Source organism: Roseburia sp. OF03-24 (genome assembly GCF_003463035.1).
GTDB classification, from domain to species: Bacteria; Bacillota; Clostridia; order Lachnospirales; family Lachnospiraceae; genus Roseburia; species Roseburia rectibacter.
On sequence record NZ_QSCK01000001.1, the window covers coordinates 177,806 to 202,189 of the forward strand.

The window sequence follows — 24,384 nt, forward strand, 5'->3', positions numbered from 1 at the left end:
TCCTCATATTTTTATACACATGATGTTGGTATCAAATAGTGCATTTAAATATAACAAAATATGAACCTTATAGTAATTCTTTCAGAATCTGGTTCACAAGCGCCGGGTTTGCCTTTCCTTTCATGGCTTTCATGGTCTGGCCGACTAAGAATCCGATTGCCTTTTCTTTGCCGTTATGGTAATCCTCAACCGACTGTGGATTTTCTGCTAATATTTTCTGTACTGTCTCACGGAGTGCACCCTCGTCGTTGACTGTCTTTAAGCCTTTCTCTTCAACATATTTTTCCGGATCAATGTCGTCTTTAAAGATCAGTTCGAATACTTCCTTTGCGACCGTGTTTGTAATGGAACCGGAATCGGCAAGATTGATCAGTTTTGCAAGATTGACCGGTGAAAAACGGATATCCTCCGGATCCATGTTATTTTCTTTTAACAGGCGCATCGTCTCCACCATGATCCAGTTGGACACTTTTTTCGGTTTTCCACAGAGCTCGGTTGCCGCCTCAAACAGATCCGCAAATTTCTTATGTCCGGTAATGATCTCGGCATCATATTTCGGAAGATCAAATTCTTTCTGGTAACGCTCCAATTTCTCCGTGCGAAGCTCCGGCTGGTTTGCCTTTACTTTTGCGATCCACTCATCACTGATCACGATCGGCACAAGATCCGGCTCCGGGAAATAACGGTAATCCTGGGCGTCCTCTTTTGAACGCATTGCATGGGAAGATTCCTTATTGTCATCCCAGCGGCGTGTCTCCTGCACGATCTTCTTTCCGGCTTCAAGCAGTTCAATCTGACGTGCACGCTCTCCCTCGATAGCTCTTGCAATCGCTTTAAAGGAGTTTAAGTTTTTCATCTCGGTACGGGTTCCAAACTTCTTTGCGCCGGCTTCACGGACGGACAGGTTGACATCGGCACGCATGGAACCTTCATTTAATTTACAGTCGGAAGCGCCAAGATACTGGATGATCATGCGCAGTTTTTCAAGATATGCGATAACCTCCTCTGCGGAACGCATATCCGGCTCGGATACGATCTCAATCAGCGGTACACCGGAACGGTTGTAATCTACGATGGAGACATCTTCCCACTCATCATGTACAAGTTTTCCGGCATCCTCCTCCATATGGATCTCATGGATACCAATGATCTTCTTTCCGGCTGCCGTCTCGATCTCAACACCGCCGTTTCTGCAGATTGGCAGATATAGCTGGGAAATCTGATAGTTCTGCGGATTATCCGGATAAAAATAGTTCTTACGGTCAAATTTGCAGTACTGGGTGATGCTGCAGTTTGTGGCAATTCCCACTGCCATCGCATATTCCACCACCTGACGGTTTAATACAGGAAGAGAACCCGGCATACCGGTACACACCGGACAGGTATGTGTATTTGGTGCACCGCCGAATGCTGTGGAACAGCCGCAGAAGATTTTTGTTTTCGTTGCTAACTCAACATGGACCTCAAGTCCAATGACAGTTTCATATATTTTACTCATGTCTATTCCTCCATTTTCGGACTATGCAAGCGGGCTGTGCTCATAGGTTCTTGTCTGTTCAAATGCATATGCCGCGCGGATGATCTTCTTCTCTTCAAAACAGTTTCCAATGAGCTGTAACCCGATCGGCAGACCGTTTTTATCTTTGCCGCACGGCAGTGAAATACCAGGTAATCCGGCAAGGTTTACAGAAATCGTATAGATATCTCCTAAATACATCTTGATCGGATCACTTAAAGACTGTCCTAATTTTGGTGCAGTGGTCGGTGCTGCCGGTCCTAAAATGACATCATATTTTTCAAATGCTTTATCAAATGCCTGTTTGATCAACGCCTTGGTGCGGAGTGCTTTCAGATAATATGCATCATAATAACCGCTGCTCAGCACGAAAGAGCCAAGCATGATACGGCGTTTTACCTCCGGCCCGAATCCTTCGGAACGGGATTTTTTGTACATGTTGTGAAGTCCCTCGTATTCTTTGGTGCGGTAACCATATTTGACACCGTCAAATCTTGCAAGGTTCGAACTTGCCTCTGCACAGGCAATGACATAGTAAGCAGGAATCGCATATTCTACCAGACTTAAGTCAAACTCTTCCACGATGGCGCCCTTTTTCTTTAATTCCTCTGCTGCCTGTAAAACTGCTGCTTTTACTTCCGGATCTAAACCCTCCCCGAAATAATCACGCGGAATACCGATCTTCATTCCTGCAACATCATCCACCAGTGCACTGGTAAAATCGTAATCTTCTCTTTTTACAGAAGTGGAATCCTTTGTGTCATAAGAAGCAATCGTCTCTAAAATCGTTGCACAGTCAGTCACATCTTTCGCAACCGGCCCGATCTGATCTAAAGATGAACCATAGGCGATCAGTCCATAACGTGATACCGTTCCATAGGTCGGTTTGATTCCGGTCACACCACAGAAAGAACTCGGCTGACGGATAGAACCGCCAGTATCTGAACCAAGTGCAAAAACACATTCCTCAGCCGCAACTGCTGCACAGGAACCTCCCGAAGAACCTCCCGGCACATGCTCTGTGTTCCATGGATTTTTTGTCTCACCGTAAGCGGACGTCTCTGTCGTGCTTCCCATGGCAAACTCATCCATGTTGGTCTTTCCTAAAATAACTGCCCCTGCTTTTTCCAGATTTAAAACTGCCTCCGCCGTGTAGGTCGGAATAAAGTTATATAAAATCTTAGAAGAACAGGTGGTAAGCAGATCTTTCGTACACATATTATCCTTAATGGCAACCGGAACACCTGCAAGCGGTCCAGTCAAAATGCCGTCATCAATCTGTTTTTGTACTTCTTTTGCACGTTTCAGTGCGCCTTCTTTATCTACCGTCACAAAGCTGTTTACGAGTTTTTCTTTTTTCTCGATGGCATCTAATGCCGCCATAACAGCTTCTTCTACTGAGATTTCTTTTGCTTTTATCTTTTTGCCGAGTTCCACGGCAGTCAAACTCATAATATTCATATAAATCTCCATTCCTGCTCCTGCTTTTTATCCGAACATTTTCTTTGCCTGCTGCACAAAATGTTCTTTGAGCAATCTGATTAATCTCCAATTGTCTTTGGCACTTTAAATCCACCGTCTTTCTGTGCCGGTGCATTCGAAAGCGCCTCTTTGCTGCCGTCTCCGTTTGTCACTACATCTTCCCGGAATACATTGTTTACCGGAAATACATGTGACATAGGTTCCACTCCTGTGGTATCAAGTTCGTTTAATTTATCAATATAGTTGAGCATTTCTTCCATATCTTTCTTGGCATGCTCTTTTTCTTCCTCATTCAGCTCTAATTTTGCAAGGATTCCGACATACTCGATCGTCTCGTCTGAGATTTCGTTTTTGCGTCCGGTCTTAACTGCCGGAATTTCTTCCTCTTCCTCGATTCCCGGTTCTTCAGCTTCTTCCGGTTCTTCTACGATCACAGGTCCAACCACCAGACCATAATAAGCAACATCCCCGGCTCCAGAATTGTTCCACTCAGCCTGAATCGCTGTTCCTTCATATTTAAGGCCACACTTTTCCATCACTTTGGCTGAGTACGGATTTCTGGTATCACATCGCGCCGCGATCCTGCGTGCCCCAACTTCGTTAGTCAAGTATTCTACCACTGCCTCTAATGCTTCTGACATGATTCCTTTATTCCAGTAGTCACAGCTTAAACAATAACCGACTTCCATGGACTGCACTTTTTCATTGACAGCTACGACACCAATGCTGCCGATTGCCTCACCGATCTCTTTTAATTCGATACACCATTCATATTTTTCCGTTTTATCGTATGCAGCGATCCAGCCTTTTAAAATGCCTTTCGTCTCTTCTTCACTCTCATGTGCAGGCCACAGCAGATATCTTGTCACTTCCGGATCCGATGCCCAGTTACGGTACATCGGTTCTGCATCGGAAAGTGTAAATCGTCTTAAAACAAGACGTCTTGTTTCGATTGTTTTTGTTCCCAAATGTTTCACGGCTGTTCTCCTTTTTCATTCATATGATCCCTGTTTGCAAAACTCAATTTACATTCAATTTTGAACCTGATATGGATCTAAAATTATTTTGTTTTGGATTCTTTACATCTGTTCTAACCTGATTACGGCTCTAATCTGCTTAAATCACGAGGGAATAAAGTGGTTTCACGAACATTGTCCTCACCGACTAATTTCATGGTCAGACGCTCTAATCCGATTCCAAGTCCACCATGTGGCGGCATGCCATGTTTAAATACGGATAAGTACTGTTCCATTCCCTCAGACTCCATACCACGTTTTTCAATTTTCTCCATCAGCCTGTTATAATCGTGGATACGCTGTCCGCCGGTCGTGATCTCAAGTCCCTGATATAAGAGGTCAAAACTTAACGTATACGTCGGATCTGCCGGATCATCCATGGCATAAAACGGACGTTTCTTGGATGGGTAATGCGTAACAAATACGAAATCTGCATCATATTCTTCTTTAAAATACTGTCCGATCAGTGCTTCCTCCTCCGGTTCAAGATCGTATGGATTTCTGATCTGACGGTGATATTTTTCTGCTACTTTTTCTTTTGCCTCATCAAACCGCACGGTCGGGATCTTATCGACATTCGGCAATGTAACACCCAGTAATCTCAGTTCTTCCGCATAATCTTTCTTTAATAATGCGATCATATACTGTAAAAATCCGGTTTCCATCGCCATGATATCTTCGAATCCATCAATATATCCCATCTCAAAATCAAGACTGGTATATTCGTTTAAATGGCGCTTTGTATTATGCTTTTCTGCTCGAAATACCGGTGCTGTCTCAAATACACGGTCAAAGACACCTACCATCATCTGCTTGTAAAACTGTGGACTCTGCTGCAGTACAGCCGGTCTGTGGAAATATTCGAGACGGAACAGGTTTGCTCCACCCTCTGCACTTTTTGCACCGATCTTTGGTGTATGGATCTCTGTAAACCCCTGACTGTATAAGAAATCACGAAATCCCCGTACCACACCTTCCTGAATACGGAATTTTGCACGCTCCCTGACATTTCGAAGGGCGATCGCACGGTTGTTTAAATTCGCCTCCAAGGAGGTATTTAATTTCCATTTTGAGATTGCAAGCGGCATCGGTGCAGCCGGTTCGGACAATACATTGATTTTATCCAGACGGATCTCAAATCCGTGTGGTGCACGTTCCTCCGGTTTTACGGTTCCCTCCACCTCAATCGTTGCTGCCTCTTTTAAATCTTTTAAGTCAAACTGTGTTTTTCCTTCTTCGTAAACACACTGGAGCAGTCCTTCTCTCTTTCTTAAGACAATAAATGCAACTTCACCCATATCACGGATGGTATGCACTGCTCCGTTTACTTTTACACTTTTTCCCTCATAGCTGCCGGTCAGTAAATCACCGATCTCTAAGGTTTCCTTTTTGTTTACACCTGTCATGAATTCCATATTCTGTACACTCCTTTAGATATGATAAGGTGCGGGACGGGAACCTTTTTGAAAAACAAAACTCTGTCTTTCAGATTTTCAACAAATAATAGAATGCACGCTCCGCGAACATTCTATTATCATGAATACAAAAAACCCCGGAAAAGCATATGCTTTTCCGGGGCGAAATCTCTTAGTATCCCGCGGTACCACCCGCATTGAAAAATGATGTCGTTCTCATCATCTTTCCGCTCTCTGTGCTTAACGCGCACCCACGTACTGACCTACTTTCGATCCACTGCCGCTGTTTTTAAGATCAACCGCTCGTGCAAATTCCTGTTCAATCAGTCTGCTCCAGAGTGTTCCCTTGACCTTCTCTTTCAAACAGCGCTCTCAGTCGGTGACGCTGTATTCCTGTCGATGTCTAAAGATCAGAGTCTCTTTCATCGCTTTACTGTTTTAACGTTGTAACATTTATACCACATAGATTTCTTCTTTGCAATATTTTTTTGCAATTTTTTTTATTTTACACTTCATTATTTTTGAAACCATAAAAAGATACCGCGCAGATATTGGGTTTATCTGTGCGATATCTTTTCATTATTTTTTATTTTACAATAATTTTGCAAGTTGCTTTCTTTCCGCTTGCAGATTTTACTGTAATTGTTACAGTGCCTTTTTTCAGCGCCTTTACTTTACCATTCTTATCAACTGTTGCCACTTTTTTGTTGGAACTCGTCCAGGTAAGTTTATCTGTTGAGGAAGAAGGTGTCATAGTCGCTTTTAAGGTCAGAGTCCTGCCCTTTGCAACAGTCGCCTTGGTTTTGTTTAATTTTACCTTGGTTGCCGGTACTTTTACCGTCACTTTACAGGTTGCTTTCTTTCCACCTGATGTCTTTGCGGTAATCGTTACAGTACCTTTCTTTACAGCCATTACAACACCATTTTTATCGACTGTAGCTACTTTCTTGTTAGAACTGCTCCATGTCACTTTGTCCGTTGCATTCTTATCAAGAGTAGCTTTCAGCTGTTTTGTTGCATTTTGCTTTAATGTCAGTTTCTTTGCACTCAGTTTAATACCTGCTGACTTCTTATTACTCTTTACAACGGTCACTTTACAGGTTGCTTTCTTTCCACTCGACGTCTTTACCGTGATCGTAGCTGTTCCTGTCTTGATGCCTTTGATTTTTCCACGCTTTGTTACTGTCACTACCTTTTTGTTGGAAGTAGACCATGTAAGTTTATCTGTCGTTGTCTTCGGGAATACAGATGCTGTCAATTTTACCGAACTTCCCTTTTTGATACTCATTGCCGGTGTCAGATATACTTTGGTTGCCGGATCTGTAACCGTGATCTTACAGGTTGCCTTTAAACCATTCTTTGTGGTAGCTGTAATTGTAGCGGTTCCTGCTTTCTTTGCAGTTACTTTTCCGTTTGCATCTACTTTTGCAACAGAGGATTTGGAAGATTTCCATTTCACGGATTTATCCGTACAATCCTTCGGAGTGACTGTTGCCTTTAAGGTATATGTTTTTCCTTTTTTCAGGCTGAGTTTTGTCTTGTTTAATTTGATCTTCGCTCCCTGTACCTGATCTCCTACAGTTACTTTACATTCTGATGTAAACATTCCGTCTTTTGTTGTCACGGTAATTGTTGCAGTTCCTTTGGCATTTGCAGTTACATTACCATCTTTGTCAACTGAAGCAACTGTTTTGTCAGAAGTCTTGTATTTTACTGCTGTGTTTGTTGCATTCTGCGGTGCTACTACTACATTTTCAGAAATATTTGCTGTTTTACCTTTCTGTAAGGTAATCTCTGTCTTTTTCAGTGAAACTCCTGTTACTTTGACTGCACGTTCTTCTGCCTTAATCTTATATGCAGGATCAAAACCAGGTTTTAAGTTTTCTTCATCCACAGAAACCTGTTTTACATGACCCTTGTCTGTTAAGATCACACCATTGTATGCCGGAACATTTACCGTTACACTGCCGCCTGCTGCACTGCAGCTGTTTCCTGTGATCACATCTGCAAGTTCTGCTGCATTAATTCCAAGTTCTGCAACATTTACTGTCACAGACTTGTCTGCTGCACTGTTGTTCATCAAAACAAGCATGATATCCGAATCATCACTTCTGACATAGCCTAAAATTTCTTTATCTGTGCCATATACCGGCTCTACGGAGCCTGTTCTCAATGCACTGTAACTGCTTCTTATTGCAGCAAGTTTTGCATACCATTTTACCAGATTCTCATTTCCTTCGCCCCAGATCATCGCACGGCGGTCATCTGGATCATCTGCACCTACCATACCAAGCTCATCACCATAGTAGATCGTCGGTGCACCTGCATAGGTAAACTGCATTAACGCAACTAAATACTGTTTCTGTTTTGCTGCATCTGAAGTATTCTCGTAAGTCGGGAATGCCTCTGCAATTTCTTTCTGTTTTCTATCGTCATCAATACCATCTAAGTAAGATAACAAACGTGTTGTATCATGAGAGTCAACAAGGTTCATCATTGCATAAAATGCTTCTTTCGGATAACGCTCTCTCAAACGCTCTAAAGTATTTAATGCATCTGCGGAATTCCCGCCCTTTGCATAAGCGATCGCTGCTCCACGGAACATATAGTTCATAACGGAATCATACATGTCACCCATCAGATATTTTACCGCATCCGTCCAGATTTCTCCGATGATCACGTTATCACTGTCAAGTGCCTTCACGGATTTACGGAAGTGCTGCCAGGTCTCATCCGATACTTCATTGGCAACATCGAGTCTCCATCCGTCCATTCCTTTTGACAGCCAGTACTGTGTTACACTGTTATCTGCGGTCTTACTTGTCTCATTTTTTCCGATTACTTCTTCTGCCCAGGTACCGGTCTGATATTCGGAACCGTTCGTTGCCTTGATGATCGGCATGGAGTCATAACCCCACCATCCATCATAACCATATACTGGTTTTCCGGCACGAAGTCCTACGGAATCACATACTTCATCGTCATTGTCATCTTTTAAAGTTGTATCGGAAAATACATCAAACCATTCTGTATAGTCATAGTTTGTAATTCCATACTCTGCCGTAAAATATTCTTTTGCCTTTTTTTCTGCTTCCTCTTTGGAAATCTTTTTCTCGCTCATGGCATCGTATACATATGCCCAGTAAGGATAAGCTCCGATCGTATCGGTTCCATCTTCCAGATACTCATAGTAACGGTCAAAATAAACAGAATCATCCGATACATGATTGAATACACCATCCAATACAACATGCATATTATTCGCTTCTGCTACGCTGACCAGTTCCTCAAAATCTCCAAGTGTTCCAAGGATCGGATCAATATTTTTATAGTCGCTTGTATCATATCAGTGGCTGGAAATAGATTCAAATACCGGGTTTAAGTAGATCACGGTAATACCAAGTGCTTTTAAGTAGTCGATCCGTTTTGTAATACCCTTTAAATCTCCACCATAGATCTCATTGCTCCAGTTTCCATCGCCCTTATATGCGTAAGTCGGATAGGTATCCGGATGTAATGTGACCTGCTCCGGGTTCTCCGGTAAAATATACCAGTCATTCATATACTCATACTGTACCGTACCTCTTGCATCCGAAGTGATGGTATCGTTTGTCACATCGCCATTATAGAAACGATCCGGGAAGATCTGGTAGATCACTGCATTTTTCATCCAGTCGGGTGTCTTATAACCTGACTGATATACGATCTGATCATACGGTAACAGGCTTAATAAATCTGTTGCCATACCGGTTCCGTAATATCCGTCATCATCGCCATACATTACCACTGCCGTCTCATTATATACTGCAAAGAAATACTGGTATTCTCCAAGTCTGTCATAGCTTGTAGTAACAGACCATCTCTGTTTTCCATCTTCCGCACCCGCTGTTTTTTTCATGGAAAGTGTTTTCTTTTCCACACCTTTTACAACCAGTTTGACTGCAGTAACATCATCTCCGGTATCGATGGAGTAGGTAACTTCCTCTCCGGTTGCCACCGCACCGTATACTGATTTGTAAGCTGTATCCTTAGAATCAAATACAAGTTTGTTTGTTGCAACTTCTTTGTCAGAAGCATTCGAATAATAAATGCCTGATTCCGGATCATAATAGAATGTAACATCCTTTGTGGTATCTACCGTATATGGATCCATTTCAACAGTCTCATCCTCTGATACGATCTTCGTATCGGAATAAGTACCAGCTTCCATGTTTGCCACAGTTGCGCTGTAAATTCCGGTCAATCTGCTGTCAGAAAATCTTGTATCTGCCAGAATTCCTGTTCCCTGCAATAACAGGCTTGCCCCAAATTTATAATCAATACTGCATTTTGAATAATGGCTGAAGTCCGAATAATAAATCGTAACATCCTGAGGTTCTGTCACGGTAACTGCAATGTTAGATCCGCTTATAACACCGCCTGCTCCATAGTTTTCGCTCCAGTCACCCAGCGCAATCTTGTACTCGTAATTTGCCGCCGGAACATTTTTAAATGTATAGGAATATAACCCCTCTCCCATGTATGTCATTATATTTGATGCTGCATCCCAGCTTTTTCCAGGAAATGTACCCGGTATACAGACCATTCTGCCGGTAAATTTATCCCTGGTATAAGAAAGATAAGTATCTTTTCCAACTGTAACACCAGCGGATGTTTCAATGTCTTTTTTTACACCATCTACTTCGATGTAATATACGATGTCCAATGCATCATCTCCAAGGAAAATCGCATCCGTGGTATATGCATTTGCAACACTTTTATCTGCTGTCATGGTAACCGTCTTTAATGCAGAAGTTCCTTTTTCCTCCACCTCTGATTTTTTACCATAAACAACCTTTACTTTATCTTTTACGTTTTCTGCAACAGCCGTGAATGTGGTAGTTCCATCTGCATTGTCGACTGCCTGGTCCGATACCTCTTTTGTGGAAGCAAGTGTAATTGTTCCATCTTTATCCATGTACCAGTTCCAGGTGCCGTCTTTCTGGATATAATATACATCGGTTGGCGTTTCTGCTACAAATTTATCCAACAGTTTGTCGTAAGTATTGTCACCTGTTTTTGTATCATCCGCATTATCTGCATCTACAAACTGAAAGCCTCCGAATGTTCCTTTGACAGTGAGTTTGTAAAATCCATTCTCTTCTGCTGTGAAAAGATCTCCTTTAACACCCCATCCTGTAATCGTTTCCTGACCTTTTGTATCAGTGATGGTCAATTTGTCATTCCAATGCTGCATTGCAGGTTTTGACCATTTCGTTTCCGGTTTGATATGCATGGTAAGATAAACAAGTTCCGGCTCTTTTAAGGCTTCTGTGCCTGCTGCATCTAAATACCAGCCCCAGTTACCGTCTTTGCAGATGTAATAGAGATCTGTCGGAGTGTCACCAGTATATGATTTCATAGTGCTGACAAATCCCTGTCCTGCTGTGTTCTTTGACGGATCTGCATAATCTAAAAACTGGAATCCCGTAAAATTACCCTGTAAAGTTACACTATAGAAATTACCGCCTTTATCCTGCGTTAAAATCTGTCCGACAGCTTCTCCCCAACCGGTAATTTCCTGATCTGTCTTAACTGCACCGGATACGACAGTATTATCATCTCCCCAAAACTGCAGTGCAGGTGTTTTATACTTTGCAGCACTGTTATCAAAATGCAGTGTCAGGTTCATCGATCCTTCTGCAGCTTTTAATTCCTGCTCTGTTTCCGTCTCTTCCTGCTCCACTGCCTCCGTATCTTCTACTGTCCCAGACTCATCCTCAGCCACTTCTGTGTCAGCTGATTCCACATCTTCTGTCTCCGTTTCTGATGCTTCCACATCTTCTGTTTCTGCCGTATCTGTTTCTGATGCTGCCGTCTCTGTTTCTTTTTCTGTTTTCTGGTTTTCGCTTGTATCTGCTTCAACCTCTACAACTGGATTTTCTTCCTTCTCTGTCGTAACATCCGCTGTACTGTTTTCTTCTTTTACATTTTCCTCTGTACCAGTCTCAAGTTCTGCAGCTGCTGCAGATATGGCTCCCGGTGTTTCCGGTAACGTTACCAGCATTCCTAAAATTAAAAGCCAGCTAAGTGATTTCTTAGCGGCCTTCTGTAAAATCTTTTTGTTTCTCATTTTTCAAAGTCCCCCATTTTGGATTTTCAATCATACCCCTGTTTATGGATAAGATCACTAACCGGTCTTATACATTTACTTTTCCCCTCCTTTAAATTTCGTTTTTTTTCGTACCTCTATAGCATACATTTATTCGTTGATTTGAACAAGTTCTTTTTGTGTATTCTTTTAATTTTCGTCTCTTTCACCAATTTTACGAATCGATTTTTATATATTATTCGGGTATTGACTTTTAACGAAAATATACGAAAATATTTTCAAATAATAATTTGACAAAAAAAACAGTGTTCCGTATCAATATAAACACTGTTTTTTGGGGATATTTATTTATGAAATTTTTAATCAGATCTGTCCTGTTGCTTTCAGATGTGCAAGCAGCCCCTCACAGCCGGCTACGACATCTTCGTAGGTTTCATCAAATCTGCCAGAATACCAGGGATCTGATATGGATCTGCCTTTTCTTTTCGTATCTGTGGAAAAGTCCAAAAGCAGTTTTATCTTGCTGTCTACATCCTGCCCTGTAATCCGGATGGTGTTTTTGATATTGTTTGCATCTGCACAGAGCAGATAGTCATAATACCTGTAATCTTCTTTTGTTACCTGTTTTGCACGTTTTTCAGAAAAGTCTGTGTATGGCGTTTTCCCAATTCCATGTTTCCTCAACTCCGCCTGCGCCGGCGGATAGATCGGGTTGCCGGTGCCGTTCCAGATTTCTTCGGTGCTTGTGGCAGCGGAAGCGATCTCAAATTGGTCGGCTATACCACACTTTGATACCATATCTTTTAATATAAATTCGGCCATTGGGGAACGGCAGATGTTGCCGTGGCAAACAAATAAAATCTTGATTTTTCTCATATTTCCAGTATTTTCGGGCTTTTCAAGCCTTTTTACCTTTCTTCATTTTTCACTTATTCTGGCATATTTTGGCATATCTTTGCATATTTTTGTCATCAATTTTGGTAAAAACTTTGGTAAATTTCAAGTCTGTACCAAAGGCAAATCTGCCATTGGGAATCGACAGGTAAGAAATTGGGGATTAAGATAAATACTGGCATTCAGCCATTTTTCTCTCATTTTCATCAGGTCATTATGAATTAATTGCTTTTTGAAAATCTTCCTGTGCATCCTGAAATTTAACATGAGTATAGGTATTCATCGTAACACTGATATCCGAGTGTCCCATAATATACTGAAGCATCTTCGGATTCATTCCCGACTTAGCCATATTAGAACAAAATGTATGGCGACACACATGTGGTGTAATCGGCGGCATCTGAACCTTATATATGCTATTGTACTTTTCCCGAATATGTTGGAAATACTTTTCCCAATGTAATGCCACCATAGGCATATCATTCTTATCAAGGAATAAAAATCCTGTCATTCCATCAACCATCGGTTCAACTTTGGGATTGACCCTGTCCTTAAGTATTCTCTTGAAACAAGCCACCACCTCATCAGACATTGGAACATATCTCTCGCCACTTTCTGTCTTAGGCTTTTCAATGATATACTGCATCTGACTTGTTCTCTGTAATTGATGATTTACCCGTATTCTTTTGTTTTTAAAATCCAAATCTGATTTTGTAAGCCCACAGAACTCTGATATACGAAGTCCTGTGTTAAAGAGAATAAATATTGCATCATAGTACTTGCAAAAATGCGCATCTTCTTTTATGAATCTTAGAAATTCCCGCTCCTGCTTTCTTGTGACAGCTTCTCTTCTCACACTATCATTCACAATAACATTGACCAGTTCAAAGCCAAATGGATTTTTGCGAATCAAGTCATCTTCTTCCGCCATCTGAAATGCCGGTCTTAATACTCCCCGGATAGTATGAATTGAACTATAACCTTTTCCATCTACCCTCTGAAGCTTGATCAACCAGGCTTTCGCATCCGATAATTTCACTTTGTCGATTCTTTTTTTGCCAAAATCATCTTTTTTCAGCAGATTAATTACCGTCTTATAACCAGCATAAGTACTCTGTCTGACCCCTATTTTAAGACTTACATATTTCTCCACTAATTCAAGAACTGTAAGTCCTCCACCTCCTGGAACAAGTCCGTTAAACATATCCTGTTCCAGCTGTTTTTCCTTTTCTCTTAAAGAAAGCTCCATTTTCTTTCCTTTAGGTATAGGATCATTATGGTCCAAACGCCAACTATATAAATTCCCTTCATTTCCATGAATATCTACATATCTAAAACGATAACGTCCATCTGCTCTCTGGTACTCTCCTTCGTGAAGAATTCTATTGCGATTATCTCGTCTTTTCTCACTCATAGCTTTGTCTCCTTTCAAAAAAGAGAGCCCTAGCATGGTTATTGTACCACATTTGTGCCCCCTTTTCTACTACTTTACATATTAAATTGCAGTTGACTCTGCCAGAAATTGCTCAAATTTCTCTTTCTTAAACAAAACTTTGTTTCCTACTAACAGATAAAACTCCCCATTTGGATGGATATCTACAATTTGTCTAAGTCTCTTTTCACCAATGTGATAAAACTGTGCCGCTTCAGTTACAGAAAGCAAATATCGCTTCCATATAGGAATATCTATACTCTGATTCTCTAATTCATTTTCATCATCCATCATATTCTCCAATCTGCAGCTGTCTGACTAACATCGCATCAACCTTTTTTATTGCATCTGTGCTGACAATCATCCCGGCAGTCTGTATTATCTGTTCCTCATTTATTGTGACAAGCTGCTCCGGTAAAAACATTGTTGTATGTCTTAAAAATCCTCTAATTTCTGAAGGCTCAATATTGAAATGTACTGGAATATAATCCTTTTTCAACTTAGTTGTCCCCGGAACAACTGTGTATACAGGTGATTTTCCGTTTGCTTTGTCGCAGCTTATTACAATACATGGTCTCCTTCCAGCTTGTATATGCCTGAGTCCACTTTTTAATTCAGCCCACACAATCATATTTCTCTTTATCTTCACTGCAGATCACCTCTCTTTGGTGGAATATACAAGTCAACCTTGGGTTCCTTCTCATCTACACTGAATAATCTATACCCAGCTTCCCTTACTGCTCCTATTTTTAAATAAGAATCTGCTATTCCGTCTGAAATAGCATCGAGATTTGTTACGATAAGCGCATCTGCCTTTCCTGCTCTCATATATCTTATTGCCTTATAAAACACTTCATCCCTTAATCGTCGTCCAAAAATTCCTCTTCGGAATACTTTCATAGGAATAAGATTGTTATTGTCAGCAAATTCCATGATTCGTTTCAACTGCTTATTTTCCTTTTTCTCTGCTGCAATACAGTCATTCTCCTCATCAGAAGACAACATCACAACACACTTTATCGGCTGTATGGTCAGTGGCTTTTTCTTTCTTCCTGCTCTTCTCATTTCAAACCACTTCCTTTCTTGCCTCTAAGCCTTCAATAAAAATCAAACATGTAGACATTGCATATTCTCTATCATTTGGTTTAAGCATCTGCAATTTATCTTCCAATACAGACAAATCTTTATTCTCATGTTTTTCCCTGCTTTCAATTCCAAACAATGTATTAGGATCTACTCCATACTTTGTTACAATCTTCAGCATAAGTTCCAGACTCATCCGATGTCTTCCCTGCTCAATTTGCGAATAATGAATATAACTTACATCAAGGCTCTCCGCCATATCATTCTGTGTATATCCATATTTATTTCTAATACTTCTCAAAGTATTACCAACTGCATAAATATCATATATCATCCTGAATAACCTCACTCTCTAACCGATTCATGATGTATTCCACTGCCTCAGCCTCTGTTGGGCATTTGATGACTGGCTTCCCATAGTCATCAAATACCACTGTTTCAGAAGCAAATACAATGTAGGAATACCTGCCTGAATTCCTAACACTCAATCGCATAATTGTTGTACCTCGCACTCATAGTACCAAGGTCAAATATTGTCACACCCAAATCATTTATGCGATCCATCATTGACTTTAAATCTTCCGGATTTCTTGTAATCTCATAAATATCTTCTACGACAAGTACCTTGTAATCTGAAATCTCAAGAATTTCCATCAGCTGACGCATCTGAGGTCTGTCAACCGATGTAGATGCTCCATCATCTACAACAGTCTGATCACACTCAATTCCCACACTTAAAGCATATGTCTGATCAAGTTCTTTCTGTCGGTTCACATTATTCATACTCATCATTGACTTTATAAACAAAAGTCCTTTGTAAAGTTCTTTTCCGTTATACTTTTTCATGGCTATTACCTTCCTTAATTGAAATATTAAAGAAAGCATTGTGCACGCCGCTTTCAAACTCTGTGCTGTATCTCAAGCACAAGTATATTGTAATCTGCCACACCTTAATTGCCGACCGTGTACAGGCGACAATTATGTCGTGTAAACACGACAATCACTTTTCAACTGACACGCTTTTCATTGCTTTCATCATTGCAAGACACTGTCTTATCTGCAATTCATCCATATCTGAAAGAACATCCATTGCCTCAGATAATAGTTCTGAATTTTCTTCATTCTTTCCATACATTATGAAATCAACAGATACACCAAGTACGATTGCCAGATTATCTAATGTCTGTGTCTTAAAATCTCCACCATTTTCAATCGCAGATAATGCTTGTCTGCCTATACCTACTCTATGAGCTAACTCATCCTGTGATAATCCTATCGCCTTTCTCCTGTCAGCAATTCGTATTCCTCTCTCATAATCCTTTTCTCTTGTCTGTGCTTTACTGCTCATAAATCCTCCTTGCCGCCCTTGGAAACGAACAAGTCGGATTACCCTTTACATCACAAAAAAGACGCACGAGGAAACCAGTATCATAAATACTGTTCGTTTCCCCTGCGTCTCTGGTGCTTCCATCTTTCGATGTGCCCTTATCAGGTGGGCTGTAATTTAATTTTCAATCATTATATTCTGAAAGTCCCATTCTCAGAATGTTCCTTCATCATTCCCTCGGAATACTTCTTAAGTATCATCACTCGCTTGCATCTGTCACACTTAATTCCAATATTCTGAAGTGCCACAGCGAAATCATCACCGCATACAAAGTATTCCATCATTAACTTGTTGCATTTTTTACATCTAATTTCTATAACATTTCCTTTGTTCAATTCAGTTCGCTCCTTATTCATACAAAATCATCAATCTACAATTCTGTACTCGTAAAGGAAAGGGAAATCACCTTTGCAAGCCTTTTGCCGGGAGTTCCGATGAATGTCTGCACATTCCCCGGCTTTGCTGATCTAAAGCCAACTGATATGAATTGTGCTGTCAGCACACAATCACATCAGGCTCCGGCTCTTTCCATAAACCACATATTGTTATCTTCATAGAAAAGGAATATTTCCTTTCCATCTACCACACAGGTATAACGCTCTCCAACGCCGCCAGCCCTTGTACTGGCTGCTCTGCGCTTGTCTTTTACTCGTGTAATCTCATACTTTCTGCCATCTTCCCACGTTATCTCTTTGGGAATGAGCAGTCCGTCCTTTGAAAATTCTGCAAGTACATCAACATATACCTTATTGCTCAATGTAATCACCTTCCTTACAAGATTGCTATTGCTCTGGAAGCATCCATCTTCCTTGCTATATAGCCTTTTTCTTCTAATATTTTCAGATGTGCATAAACACTTGAAGTCGATGCCACCCCTACCATCTTGCATATCTCCCTGATAGTAGGAGCATAACCATTAACTCTCTGATATTGCATAATGCTTTCATACACATTCTGCTGCTTCTCCGTCAATGGTGCTCTGTCTACCAGATCAATTCTTTCTGCTTCGCTCATGTTCCGCCTCCCTCTTCTTTAACTCTATCGCTACTCGTAGTGCAGCTCAATTCCGCTTCGCTTCATTTCGCTCACGGCAGTCGCCGTATCAGATAACCAAGTCCCATATGTTTATGTACAAGCACAACACATCTGCGCCTTGATTATCTGGCACTTCTCGTTGCTAACCTGAGAAGTACCCATGTGGATGTACTGTGTGTTCTTCTTTTGCATTGACTGCCGACAGAATCCTGTCCCGGTACATGAGTCCCCTCTGGATACTGTAAAATCCAAATCTTCTGCGTATCTCATCAACCGCTGAATCCATCTTCATCTGCTTTTCACGCTTCTCCACACTTGAGAACAAATCAATCTGTTCCCAATAATTATCTGTTACTAAGTCTGCACCTCGGACACCAATACTGCGTATTGGTTTGCTCCAGTTATAGTTTTCCTTAAATATCTGATAAGCGTATGCAGCTATCTCTCCGGTGATATTCGTTGCGTGGTCAATCTTTTTCTGACGGGTAAAAGAGAATAGCTCATTATCCCTGACACTTATCTCAACCACTCTGCACCGGAATCCATTCTCACGAAGTCTTGCTGCAACACTCTCAGCCAGAATATAAAGAACAATCTTTACATCCTCATCGCATACTAAATCCTTTGGTGTCGTTGTGCTGTTTCCCACCGATTTGATTGGAGCGTGGGTATTCTCCAGTTTGACAGGTGATTCATCATAGCCATTAGCAAATGACCATAAGATGCTGCCCATCTTTCCAAGGTGGCTGTTAAGCATCCCTTCATCTGCCCTTGCAAGATCACCTATGGTTCTGATACCGAATTTTGCAAGCTTCTGATTCGTGCTCCTTCCGACATATAGCAGATCACTTACCGGAAGTGCCCATGCCTTCTGCTTAAACTCACTCTTATACATAGTTGTGATTGCATCCGGCTTCTTATAATCTGAACCAAGCTTTGCAAATATCTTATTGAAAGAAACACCAACACTCACTGTGATGCCAAGCTCTGACTTCATTCTCTTGCTGATTTCCTGTGCAATGAGCAATCCATCCCCTTTAAGGGAGCTGCTCCCTGTCACATCAAGCCAGCACTCATCAATTCCATATGGCTCCTGCTTGTCCGTATATTCTGCATATATCTCATGCGCCATCCTTGAGAACCGAAGATATAAGTCCATTCTTGGTGAAACAAATGTTATGTCCGGACAGACCTGCTTTGCCTGCCAGAGCGCCATTCCTGTTTTCACACCGTACTTCTTGGCAATATAGTCAGCAGTTAAGACAATCCCATGTCTTGCCTCCGGGTCACCGCCTACTGCCAGTGGCTTTCCTGCAAGCTCCGGATGATGCAGATGCTCAATCGAAGCATAACAACAGTTGATATCTGAATGAAGTATTACCCTGTCTCCCATCTGCATAACCTCCTGCATTTAATCTATCACTACCATAACCTTTAGTCCAAGTATATGAGTAATGTTCCTTACAGGGCATAGTATAACCCCAAGAATAATCGACTGTCAACGGACACATGTGTCTGTTTTCTCATTATATTGGATTTTTAACTTGAATAATTGGTACTATTGCTATATACTATGGAGTGAAAAGAGACATTAGAAATCAACTAATTGGAAAGAAAAGAGGCGTATGTATGTACTCAATCGGAGAAATCATTTCAACATATAGAAAAAAGAAAGGCTTGCTCCAGCAGGATCTCGCTGATGAACTGGCAAAAGAAGGCATCAAGATTTCCTATAAAGCCATATCCAACTGGGAGAGAAATCTTGCTGAACCAAGCGTTACCATATTTTACAAAGTGTGTAGAATCCTTGGTATCACTAATATGTATGAAGCATATTTTGGAGTAAATCCTGCTGATCCTTTTTCATCACTTACTGATGAAGGCAGGGAAAAGGCTATGGATTATATCAATCTGCTCCACGCATCCGGAATGTATGAAAAGCAAACTGCTAAGATAATTCCATTCAGAAGCATTGATATTTTTGAAAATGCAGTATCAGCCGGAACCGGTAACTTTCTCGTAGACGGACCTAAAGAGACTGTACGCATAGATGAATCTATTCTGCCGGAAGATACAACTTTCGGTGTACGCATTAGTGGTGACAGTATGGAACCTGAATTCCACGATGGTCAGATTGCATGGGTATTGCAACAGGAATCTGTTGCTAATGGAGAAATCGGCATCTTCGCTCTGAACGGAGAAGCCTATATCAAGAAGTTAAAGGACGACAAAGACGGAATTTTCCTTATCTCACTCAACGAAAAGTATGCACCTATCAAGGTTGGAGAAAATGACCGCTTAGACATATTTGGAAAAGTTCTTGGAAAATCTGATGCTTCTGCTCTTACCGATCATTGCCGATAAAAACGCAAGTCCTTTTTATTGGACACATTTTTTTGCATAATTGACAATAAGAAAATATCTATAGAACTGAAAGAAGGGATTTTTTATGGTGGTCACAAATAATATCAGAGAAATCCGTGAACAGCGTGGCATTTACCAGAATGACCTTGCCGCTGCTATCGGATTCAGCACCAAAACTGTCAGCAGGGTAGAACGTGGGGACGGCGCCCCATCTGCCGAATTTATGCTACGAGTATCTAAGTACTTTAATATGCTGGTGGAAGATGTATTTCATGTAGAGGAATAACGTGGAGCGAGTGAGCTCAATATTCAGCTCGCTCCGCTATCTTTCTTAAACTGAAAATCTTCTTTTATCTATTCCATATTCACACCAAATATGTTCTATCATACCATCTCCTCGTCCCAAAAAATCAACTTGTTCGCGCCATGCATTAATACCAGCTTCATCAAGCAACTTTTCAAATTCAACATATTCATCACTATTCAAATTTTTCCTCATAAGATTTTTTAATAATGTATCCTCCTCAGATTGAACATAATCTACACTTATTGGTTCGTCTTTTATTAATTCTTTTATAGCACAGTATGTATTAAATATCGAATCGTTCTTTTTAAGTGTTTTCTCAAGGACTTGCTGAACCAATTGCTTCTCATAATATTTTACATACACTTTATCAACCGCTGGATAAATAAACAATTCTTTAATATTTGTATAATCATCATCAGTGGAAAATACATCGTCATCATAACTTAAAACACATTTACCATCAATATAGTATCTTTTTTCCATAGTTCTCCTTTCGCAAATTAACCATAAATTGCTTTCAACTTTTTAAATCTAACAAATAGTCTCTTATCCTTAGGACACATCTTTTCAAGTTTCTCAAGACTATATCTTTTCAAATCATCCTTGCTTTTTATCCCCATTCCAAACGCATCCAAACATAGAAAGTCATCAAATATGACTCCATGTTCCCTATCATTCAGATCTTCTACACTACGAAGCTTTATGCCTTGCTCTTCACAAATCTGATATAATTCCTGCAATGTTGCCTGCCCCATATTGCGAAACTTTATAAAATGCTCCTTTGGATATTCTCTCAATCCTTCCAATGACTCAAATCCATTTCTTCTTAGGATATTCCGTAATCTGCTCGACATTTCAATATCATCATAATCTGTTTTTTCAGCGTACATAAAAGCTCCCTTTCGTCATTTTATTTGTCGTATAACTTATCAACCTCAGCTTCGTACACTGATTCAGTATGAGTATCAAATAGCACCCATTCCACCAGATCAAAGCTATCCGGATTGTCCTGCAAAAATCTGTTTACTGTATGTACTGCAATCTTTGCCGCTAACTCAACCGGAAAACTATATACTCCCGTTGATATGGAAGGAAATGCAATAGACCTAATTCCATTATCCATTGCCAGATTCATAGAATTAAAATAGCAGTTAGCAAGAAGTTCCTCTTCTCTATCCCTGCCACCATTCCATATCAGTCGGTCATTTTTTGCGGACAGTTCATACATGCTATCCTTTTCTGTTCTCTGCTCCTGCGTTTGCTCTCGTTTGATTTCTCCCTCCGTATCTTCTTGGCACAAGCAGGACAATACCTTGATGCACCAGAGCCCGGGACATATTCAACGCCGCACACCGTACAATTTTTAGCGGGCATTGCTGCCCACCGTTTTGTAGGTATGATATGTAATTCATCGACAAAGCCGATGAATTTATAGTAAATCTTGATTTCCTGCTTCACTGTTCCGTCTGCCATCTTCTCACGCTCCGAAACAAGTATCTTGTCTATGAGTGCGTTTATAACTGTTGCATCCAGTTCTTTTAAGCCTTGATAATTTCGGATAAGGGCGAGGAAGTCACGGATTCCCCGTGATTTCTCGTAGCTTTCATTAAGAGTTTCCGTCACCTCTTTCAGCCTTGCTTCAATTTCAAGCTGCTCTTTCTGGTATTTCCCCGACATCATCTCAAAATTCCGCTCGGTAATACGCTCCATGACCTTATCCTCGTAGAGAGAGGAAAACAGCCTGTCCAGTTCCGCAAGGCGTTTGTTCAGCTTCTTACGTTCTTTCTCTAATGCTTTCGCCCTGCTCTGGTCTGTTTCCGTGAGCCGCTTTTCTATGGCCCTGACCGCCTTTTCATCATTCACTGCCATATCCGCAAAACAGTTGATGTCGGCAAGAACGGCATTGAATAAATCCCTTGCTTCTATATTGTGGGCACTACACTCGCTTCTTCCGTTTCTTGCATAATTATTACATGAATACTGTACACAGTCGATAATCTCTGGGCGTTTCCTCCTGTGTACGTTCATTGCCCGCAGAGCACATCCGCAGTCCACACACTTGATAACGCCTGCAAAAATATTTACAAATCCTCCCTTGTTCTGTGGAAGCCTACGACTTGTAATAAGCTGTTGGACAATATCAAATTCCTCCTGCGTGACTATTCCCTCATGGGTATTGGGTATCACTTCCCATTCTTCGGGCAGCTTAGAGGGGCGTTTCTTGCTTTTCATATTGGCGGCAATCCGTTTGTAGCCTACAAGATTTCCCGCATATATCGGGCTTCTTAAAATGCTCCTCACGCTGTTCCCACTCCAAATATAGCGTTTGTCCTCGTTCCCCTCAAAATGACGTTCAAAGCCTGTTTCGCCACGCTCCGCCGCATAAGCGGCAGGGCGTAGGATATGCTGTTTATTAAGATGTCTGCAAATTTTGGCAACTCCATTCCCTTTTAATGCAAGGTCGAATATCTCTTTTACAACATGTGCCACTTTATCATCTATCAGCAGATGGTTGTGGTCGGCAGGGTCTTTGATATAGCCATAAGGGGCGGTAGTTCCCATGAATTTCCCCTGTTGAAACCTCGCCCGATATGCCGATTTTATCTTAACAGATATGTCAGCGGCATACATTTCGTTTAAAATGTTGCGGAAAGGCGTGATGTCCATAGCAGATTTATTCAAGGTATCTACGCCGTCATTGACCGCTATATACCTCACGTTATGCTCTGGGAAGAAAACTTCCAGATATAACCCACAATCAAGATAGTTTCTCCCCAGACGGGATAAATCTTTCGTAATCACGCAGTTTATCAGACCGCTTTCAATGTCTTTTATCATATTCTGGAAACTTGGTCTTTGGAATAATGAGGTGTGATAGCGATAGCGGCAAAAAGCTAATAAAATCAATGGTTTTGCGGACAGCGGATAGACAGGGAATGTGTTAAAAACTGAATACGCACACAAACGGCGTTACCTTAACCCCTTTGGGGGAGAAAGTAACGCCGTTTTTTTATGCCCGCAGGAAAGGAGGTGCAGCCGGAATGTATTTCACAAAGGGCAAGCAGCGGGCGTTTGAATTGCTCATGCAGCAGAAGCCGGGATTTGACCGCTATCAATCCGGTTGTGCCGGAGATGATGAAGATTGCGGCACTTGCCGTTTCTACCGCCCCGGGTGGAAATATGAGTTTTGCGTTTTCAAAGAGTGTCCCTATTGCCCCGGCAAAAGGACGCGGAAAACGCACGCCAGCATGGACAAATAGACGGGCAAAAGCCCTTGTGCCATGCGGCTTTGCAGACGCGAAAACGGCAAAGGGCATATTGCAATACCAAAACAGCCGAAAACGGCTTTCTAATTGTCCACGCATACCAAGAGAGGAAGTGAGGAAATATGGCAGTTTTCAGAGTGGAGCGAAATACGGGATATACCGTTATGAGCAACCACCACTTGCGAAACAAGGAATTGTCCTTAAAGGCAAAGGGCTTGTTGTCGCAAATGCTTTCGCTGCCCGAAGATTGGGATTATACCCTTGCGGGCTTATCCCATATCAACCGGGAGAAGATCGACGCAATCCGCGAAGCGGTAAAGGAACTCGAAAAAGCCGGATATATCGTGCGCAGCCGGGAGCGCGACGAAAAGGGACGCTTGCGGGGCGCAGATTACGTCATATACGAGCAGCCGCAGCCGCGAGAGCCGGAAGCAGCTACCAGCGGCGGACAGCCGCCTATATTGGATTTACCTACATTGGAAAATCCAACATTGGATAATCCAACGTTGGAAAAACCTACGCAGGAAAAACCTACGTTGGAAAATCCAACGCAATTAAATAAAGATATATTAAGTAAAGAACAATCAATTACTGATTTATCAAGTACCGATTCCATTCCTTTCCATTCCCTAAACCCCTTGCCCTTTGCGCATGGCGAAGCGGCTACGCCGCCGGAAAGGAAAAGAACGGAAGCGAAAAGCAATAGCGCAGTAGAGATTTACAGGGAGATTATCAAGGACAATATCGAATACGACCATCTCATTCAAAACTGCAAAATTGACAAAGACCGTTTGGACGAGATTGTTGACCTTATGCTGGAAACCGTCTGCACAGCCCGAAAGACAATCCGTATTGCCGGGGACGACTACCCCGCCGAATTGGTGAAATCCAAGTTTTTGAAGCTGAACAGCAGCCATATTGAGTTTGTTTTGGATTGCATGAGGGAGAACACAACCAAAGTGCGCAACATCAAGCAGTATCTAAAAGCGGTGCTGTTCAACGCGCCGAGTACCATTGACAGCTACTATACCGCCCTTGTCAATCACGACTTATACGGCGGCGAATGAGCATAGCCGCATTTTACCGGGAAAGGAGT

22 protein-coding genes and 4 pseudogenes are annotated in these 24,384 nt (G+C 41.5%); 4 read left to right on the forward strand and 22 right to left on the reverse strand.

Annotated elements, in window-relative coordinates:
* Positions 1-67: 67 nt before the first annotated feature.
* From gatB to dinB, 18 genes and pseudogenes are all read right to left on the reverse strand, one after another.
* On the reverse strand, positions 68-1,498 hold the full coding sequence (gene gatB / locus DXA60_RS00820) for an Asp-tRNA(Asn)/Glu-tRNA(Gln) amidotransferase subunit GatB (protein WP_117918728.1): 1,431 nt from the start codon (positions 1,496-1,498) through the stop codon (positions 68-70).
* Between the two features lie 21 nt (positions 1,499-1,519).
* The gene (gene gatA, locus DXA60_RS00825; RefSeq protein WP_117918800.1) at positions 1,520-2,977 is read right to left on the reverse strand and encodes an Asp-tRNA(Asn)/Glu-tRNA(Gln) amidotransferase subunit GatA; all 1,458 of its coding nucleotides are present in this window, start codon (positions 2,975-2,977) and stop codon (positions 1,520-1,522) included.
* An 80-nt stretch (positions 2,978-3,057) separates the two neighbouring features.
* Positions 3,058-3,375 carry an Asp-tRNA(Asn)/Glu-tRNA(Gln) amidotransferase subunit GatC gene (gene gatC, locus DXA60_RS19680; protein WP_334294382.1) on the reverse strand — a complete coding sequence of 106 codons (318 nt, stop codon included), beginning with the start codon at positions 3,373-3,375 and terminating at the stop codon, positions 3,058-3,060.
* A gap of 150 nt (positions 3,376-3,525) precedes the next feature.
* A pseudogene (locus DXA60_RS19685) lies at positions 3,526-3,975 on the reverse strand (GNAT family N-acetyltransferase); the annotation flags it as partial.
* Between the two features lie 122 nt (positions 3,976-4,097).
* A complete protein-coding gene (aspS, locus tag DXA60_RS00835) occupies positions 4,098-5,429 on the reverse strand; it encodes an aspartate--tRNA(Asn) ligase (RefSeq protein WP_117918732.1) in 1,332 nt (443 codons plus the stop codon).
* A 586-nt stretch (positions 5,430-6,015) separates the two neighbouring features.
* Positions 6,016-8,331 (reverse strand): Ig-like domain-containing protein, encoded by a 2,316-nt coding sequence (locus DXA60_RS19050; RefSeq protein ID WP_278336426.1) that lies wholly within the window; start codon positions 8,329-8,331, stop codon positions 6,016-6,018.
* 114 nt (positions 8,332-8,445) lie between these two features.
* A pseudogene (locus DXA60_RS19495) lies at positions 8,446-11,541 on the reverse strand (alpha-amylase family glycosyl hydrolase); the annotation flags it as partial.
* Between the two features lie 342 nt (positions 11,542-11,883).
* Positions 11,884-12,342, reverse strand: coding sequence for a low molecular weight protein-tyrosine-phosphatase (locus tag DXA60_RS00845; protein ID WP_243006711.1), 459 nt, complete (start codon positions 12,340-12,342; stop codon positions 11,884-11,886).
* A 286-nt stretch (positions 12,343-12,628) separates the two neighbouring features.
* Complete coding sequence (locus DXA60_RS00855) at positions 12,629-13,828, reverse strand: site-specific integrase (RefSeq protein ID WP_117918736.1); 1,200 nt, start codon at positions 13,826-13,828, stop codon at positions 12,629-12,631.
* Between the two features lie 81 nt (positions 13,829-13,909).
* Positions 13,910-14,137, reverse strand: coding sequence for an excisionase (locus tag DXA60_RS00860; protein ID WP_243006712.1), 228 nt, complete (start codon positions 14,135-14,137; stop codon positions 13,910-13,912).
* On the reverse strand, positions 14,130-14,495 hold the full coding sequence (locus DXA60_RS00865) for a type II toxin-antitoxin system PemK/MazF family toxin (RefSeq protein ID WP_117918740.1): 366 nt from the start codon (positions 14,493-14,495) through the stop codon (positions 14,130-14,132). The genes DXA60_RS00860 and DXA60_RS00865 overlap by 8 nt, the downstream gene beginning before the upstream one ends.
* Positions 14,492-14,911, reverse strand: coding sequence for a recombinase family protein (locus DXA60_RS00870; RefSeq protein WP_117918743.1), 420 nt, complete (start codon positions 14,909-14,911; stop codon positions 14,492-14,494). The genes DXA60_RS00865 and DXA60_RS00870 overlap by 4 nt, the downstream gene beginning before the upstream one ends.
* A 1-nt stretch (position 14,912) precedes the next feature.
* A complete protein-coding gene (locus DXA60_RS00875; RefSeq protein WP_117918745.1) occupies positions 14,913-15,263 on the reverse strand; it encodes a helix-turn-helix transcriptional regulator in 351 nt (116 codons plus the stop codon).
* A gap of 143 nt (positions 15,264-15,406) precedes the next feature.
* Entirely contained in the window at positions 15,407-15,775 is a 369-nt protein-coding gene (locus tag DXA60_RS00880; protein ID WP_117918747.1) for a recombinase family protein, read from the reverse strand.
* A gap of 154 nt (positions 15,776-15,929) precedes the next feature.
* Positions 15,930-16,277, reverse strand: a complete 348-nt coding sequence (locus DXA60_RS00885) for a helix-turn-helix domain-containing protein (RefSeq protein WP_117918749.1) — start codon at positions 16,275-16,277, stop codon at positions 15,930-15,932.
* 550 nt (positions 16,278-16,827) lie between these two features.
* Positions 16,828-17,073 (reverse strand): hypothetical protein, encoded by a 246-nt coding sequence (locus tag DXA60_RS00895; RefSeq protein WP_154266625.1) that lies wholly within the window; start codon positions 17,071-17,073, stop codon positions 16,828-16,830.
* 14 nt (positions 17,074-17,087) lie between these two features.
* Positions 17,088-17,330, reverse strand: coding sequence for a LexA family protein (locus DXA60_RS00900; RefSeq protein ID WP_117918753.1), 243 nt, complete (start codon positions 17,328-17,330; stop codon positions 17,088-17,090).
* A 163-nt stretch (positions 17,331-17,493) separates the two neighbouring features.
* Positions 17,494-18,744: a DNA polymerase IV gene (dinB, locus tag DXA60_RS00905; protein ID WP_117918804.1), complete on the reverse strand. Its 1,251-nt coding sequence runs from the start codon at positions 18,742-18,744 to the stop codon at positions 17,494-17,496.
* 236 nt (positions 18,745-18,980) lie between these two features.
* Between dinB and DXA60_RS00910 the strand changes: the two genes are divergently transcribed.
* Both DXA60_RS00910 and DXA60_RS00915 read left to right on the forward strand, forming a co-directional pair.
* Positions 18,981-19,715 carry an XRE family transcriptional regulator gene (locus DXA60_RS00910; protein WP_117613581.1) on the forward strand — a complete coding sequence of 245 codons (735 nt, stop codon included), beginning with the start codon at positions 18,981-18,983 and terminating at the stop codon, positions 19,713-19,715.
* Between the two features lie 85 nt (positions 19,716-19,800).
* The gene (locus DXA60_RS00915; protein ID WP_022171364.1) at positions 19,801-20,001 is read left to right on the forward strand and encodes a helix-turn-helix transcriptional regulator; all 201 of its coding nucleotides are present in this window, start codon (positions 19,801-19,803) and stop codon (positions 19,999-20,001) included.
* A gap of 45 nt (positions 20,002-20,046) precedes the next feature.
* Here DXA60_RS00915 and DXA60_RS00920 read toward each other — a convergent pair whose 3' ends face one another.
* The 4 genes and pseudogenes from DXA60_RS00920 to DXA60_RS00935 all read right to left on the reverse strand — a co-directional run.
* Complete coding sequence (locus DXA60_RS00920) at positions 20,047-20,505, reverse strand: hypothetical protein (protein WP_117613580.1); 459 nt, start codon at positions 20,503-20,505, stop codon at positions 20,047-20,049.
* Between the two features lie 17 nt (positions 20,506-20,522).
* Complete coding sequence (locus DXA60_RS19060; RefSeq protein WP_242999696.1) at positions 20,523-20,912, reverse strand: DNA-directed RNA polymerase subunit alpha C-terminal domain-containing protein; 390 nt, start codon at positions 20,910-20,912, stop codon at positions 20,523-20,525.
* Positions 20,913-20,932: 20 nt separating this feature from the next.
* Positions 20,933-21,217: pseudogene (locus DXA60_RS00930) on the reverse strand (macro domain-containing protein); the annotation flags it as partial.
* A pseudogene (locus tag DXA60_RS00935) lies at positions 21,200-22,899 on the reverse strand (recombinase family protein); the annotation flags it as partial. The pseudogenes DXA60_RS00935 and DXA60_RS00930, both read right to left, overlap by 18 nt.
* Before the next feature lie 164 nt (positions 22,900-23,063).
* On the opposite strand from DXA60_RS00935, the gene DXA60_RS00940 reads away from it, so the two are divergent.
* The gene (locus tag DXA60_RS00940) at positions 23,064-23,282 is read left to right on the forward strand and encodes a hypothetical protein (RefSeq protein WP_002604486.1); all 219 of its coding nucleotides are present in this window, start codon (positions 23,064-23,066) and stop codon (positions 23,280-23,282) included.
* 128 nt (positions 23,283-23,410) lie between these two features.
* Entirely contained in the window at positions 23,411-24,355 is a 945-nt protein-coding gene (locus tag DXA60_RS00945) for a DUF6017 domain-containing protein (RefSeq protein ID WP_002604485.1), read from the forward strand.
* Positions 24,356-24,384: the final 29 nt, after the last annotated feature.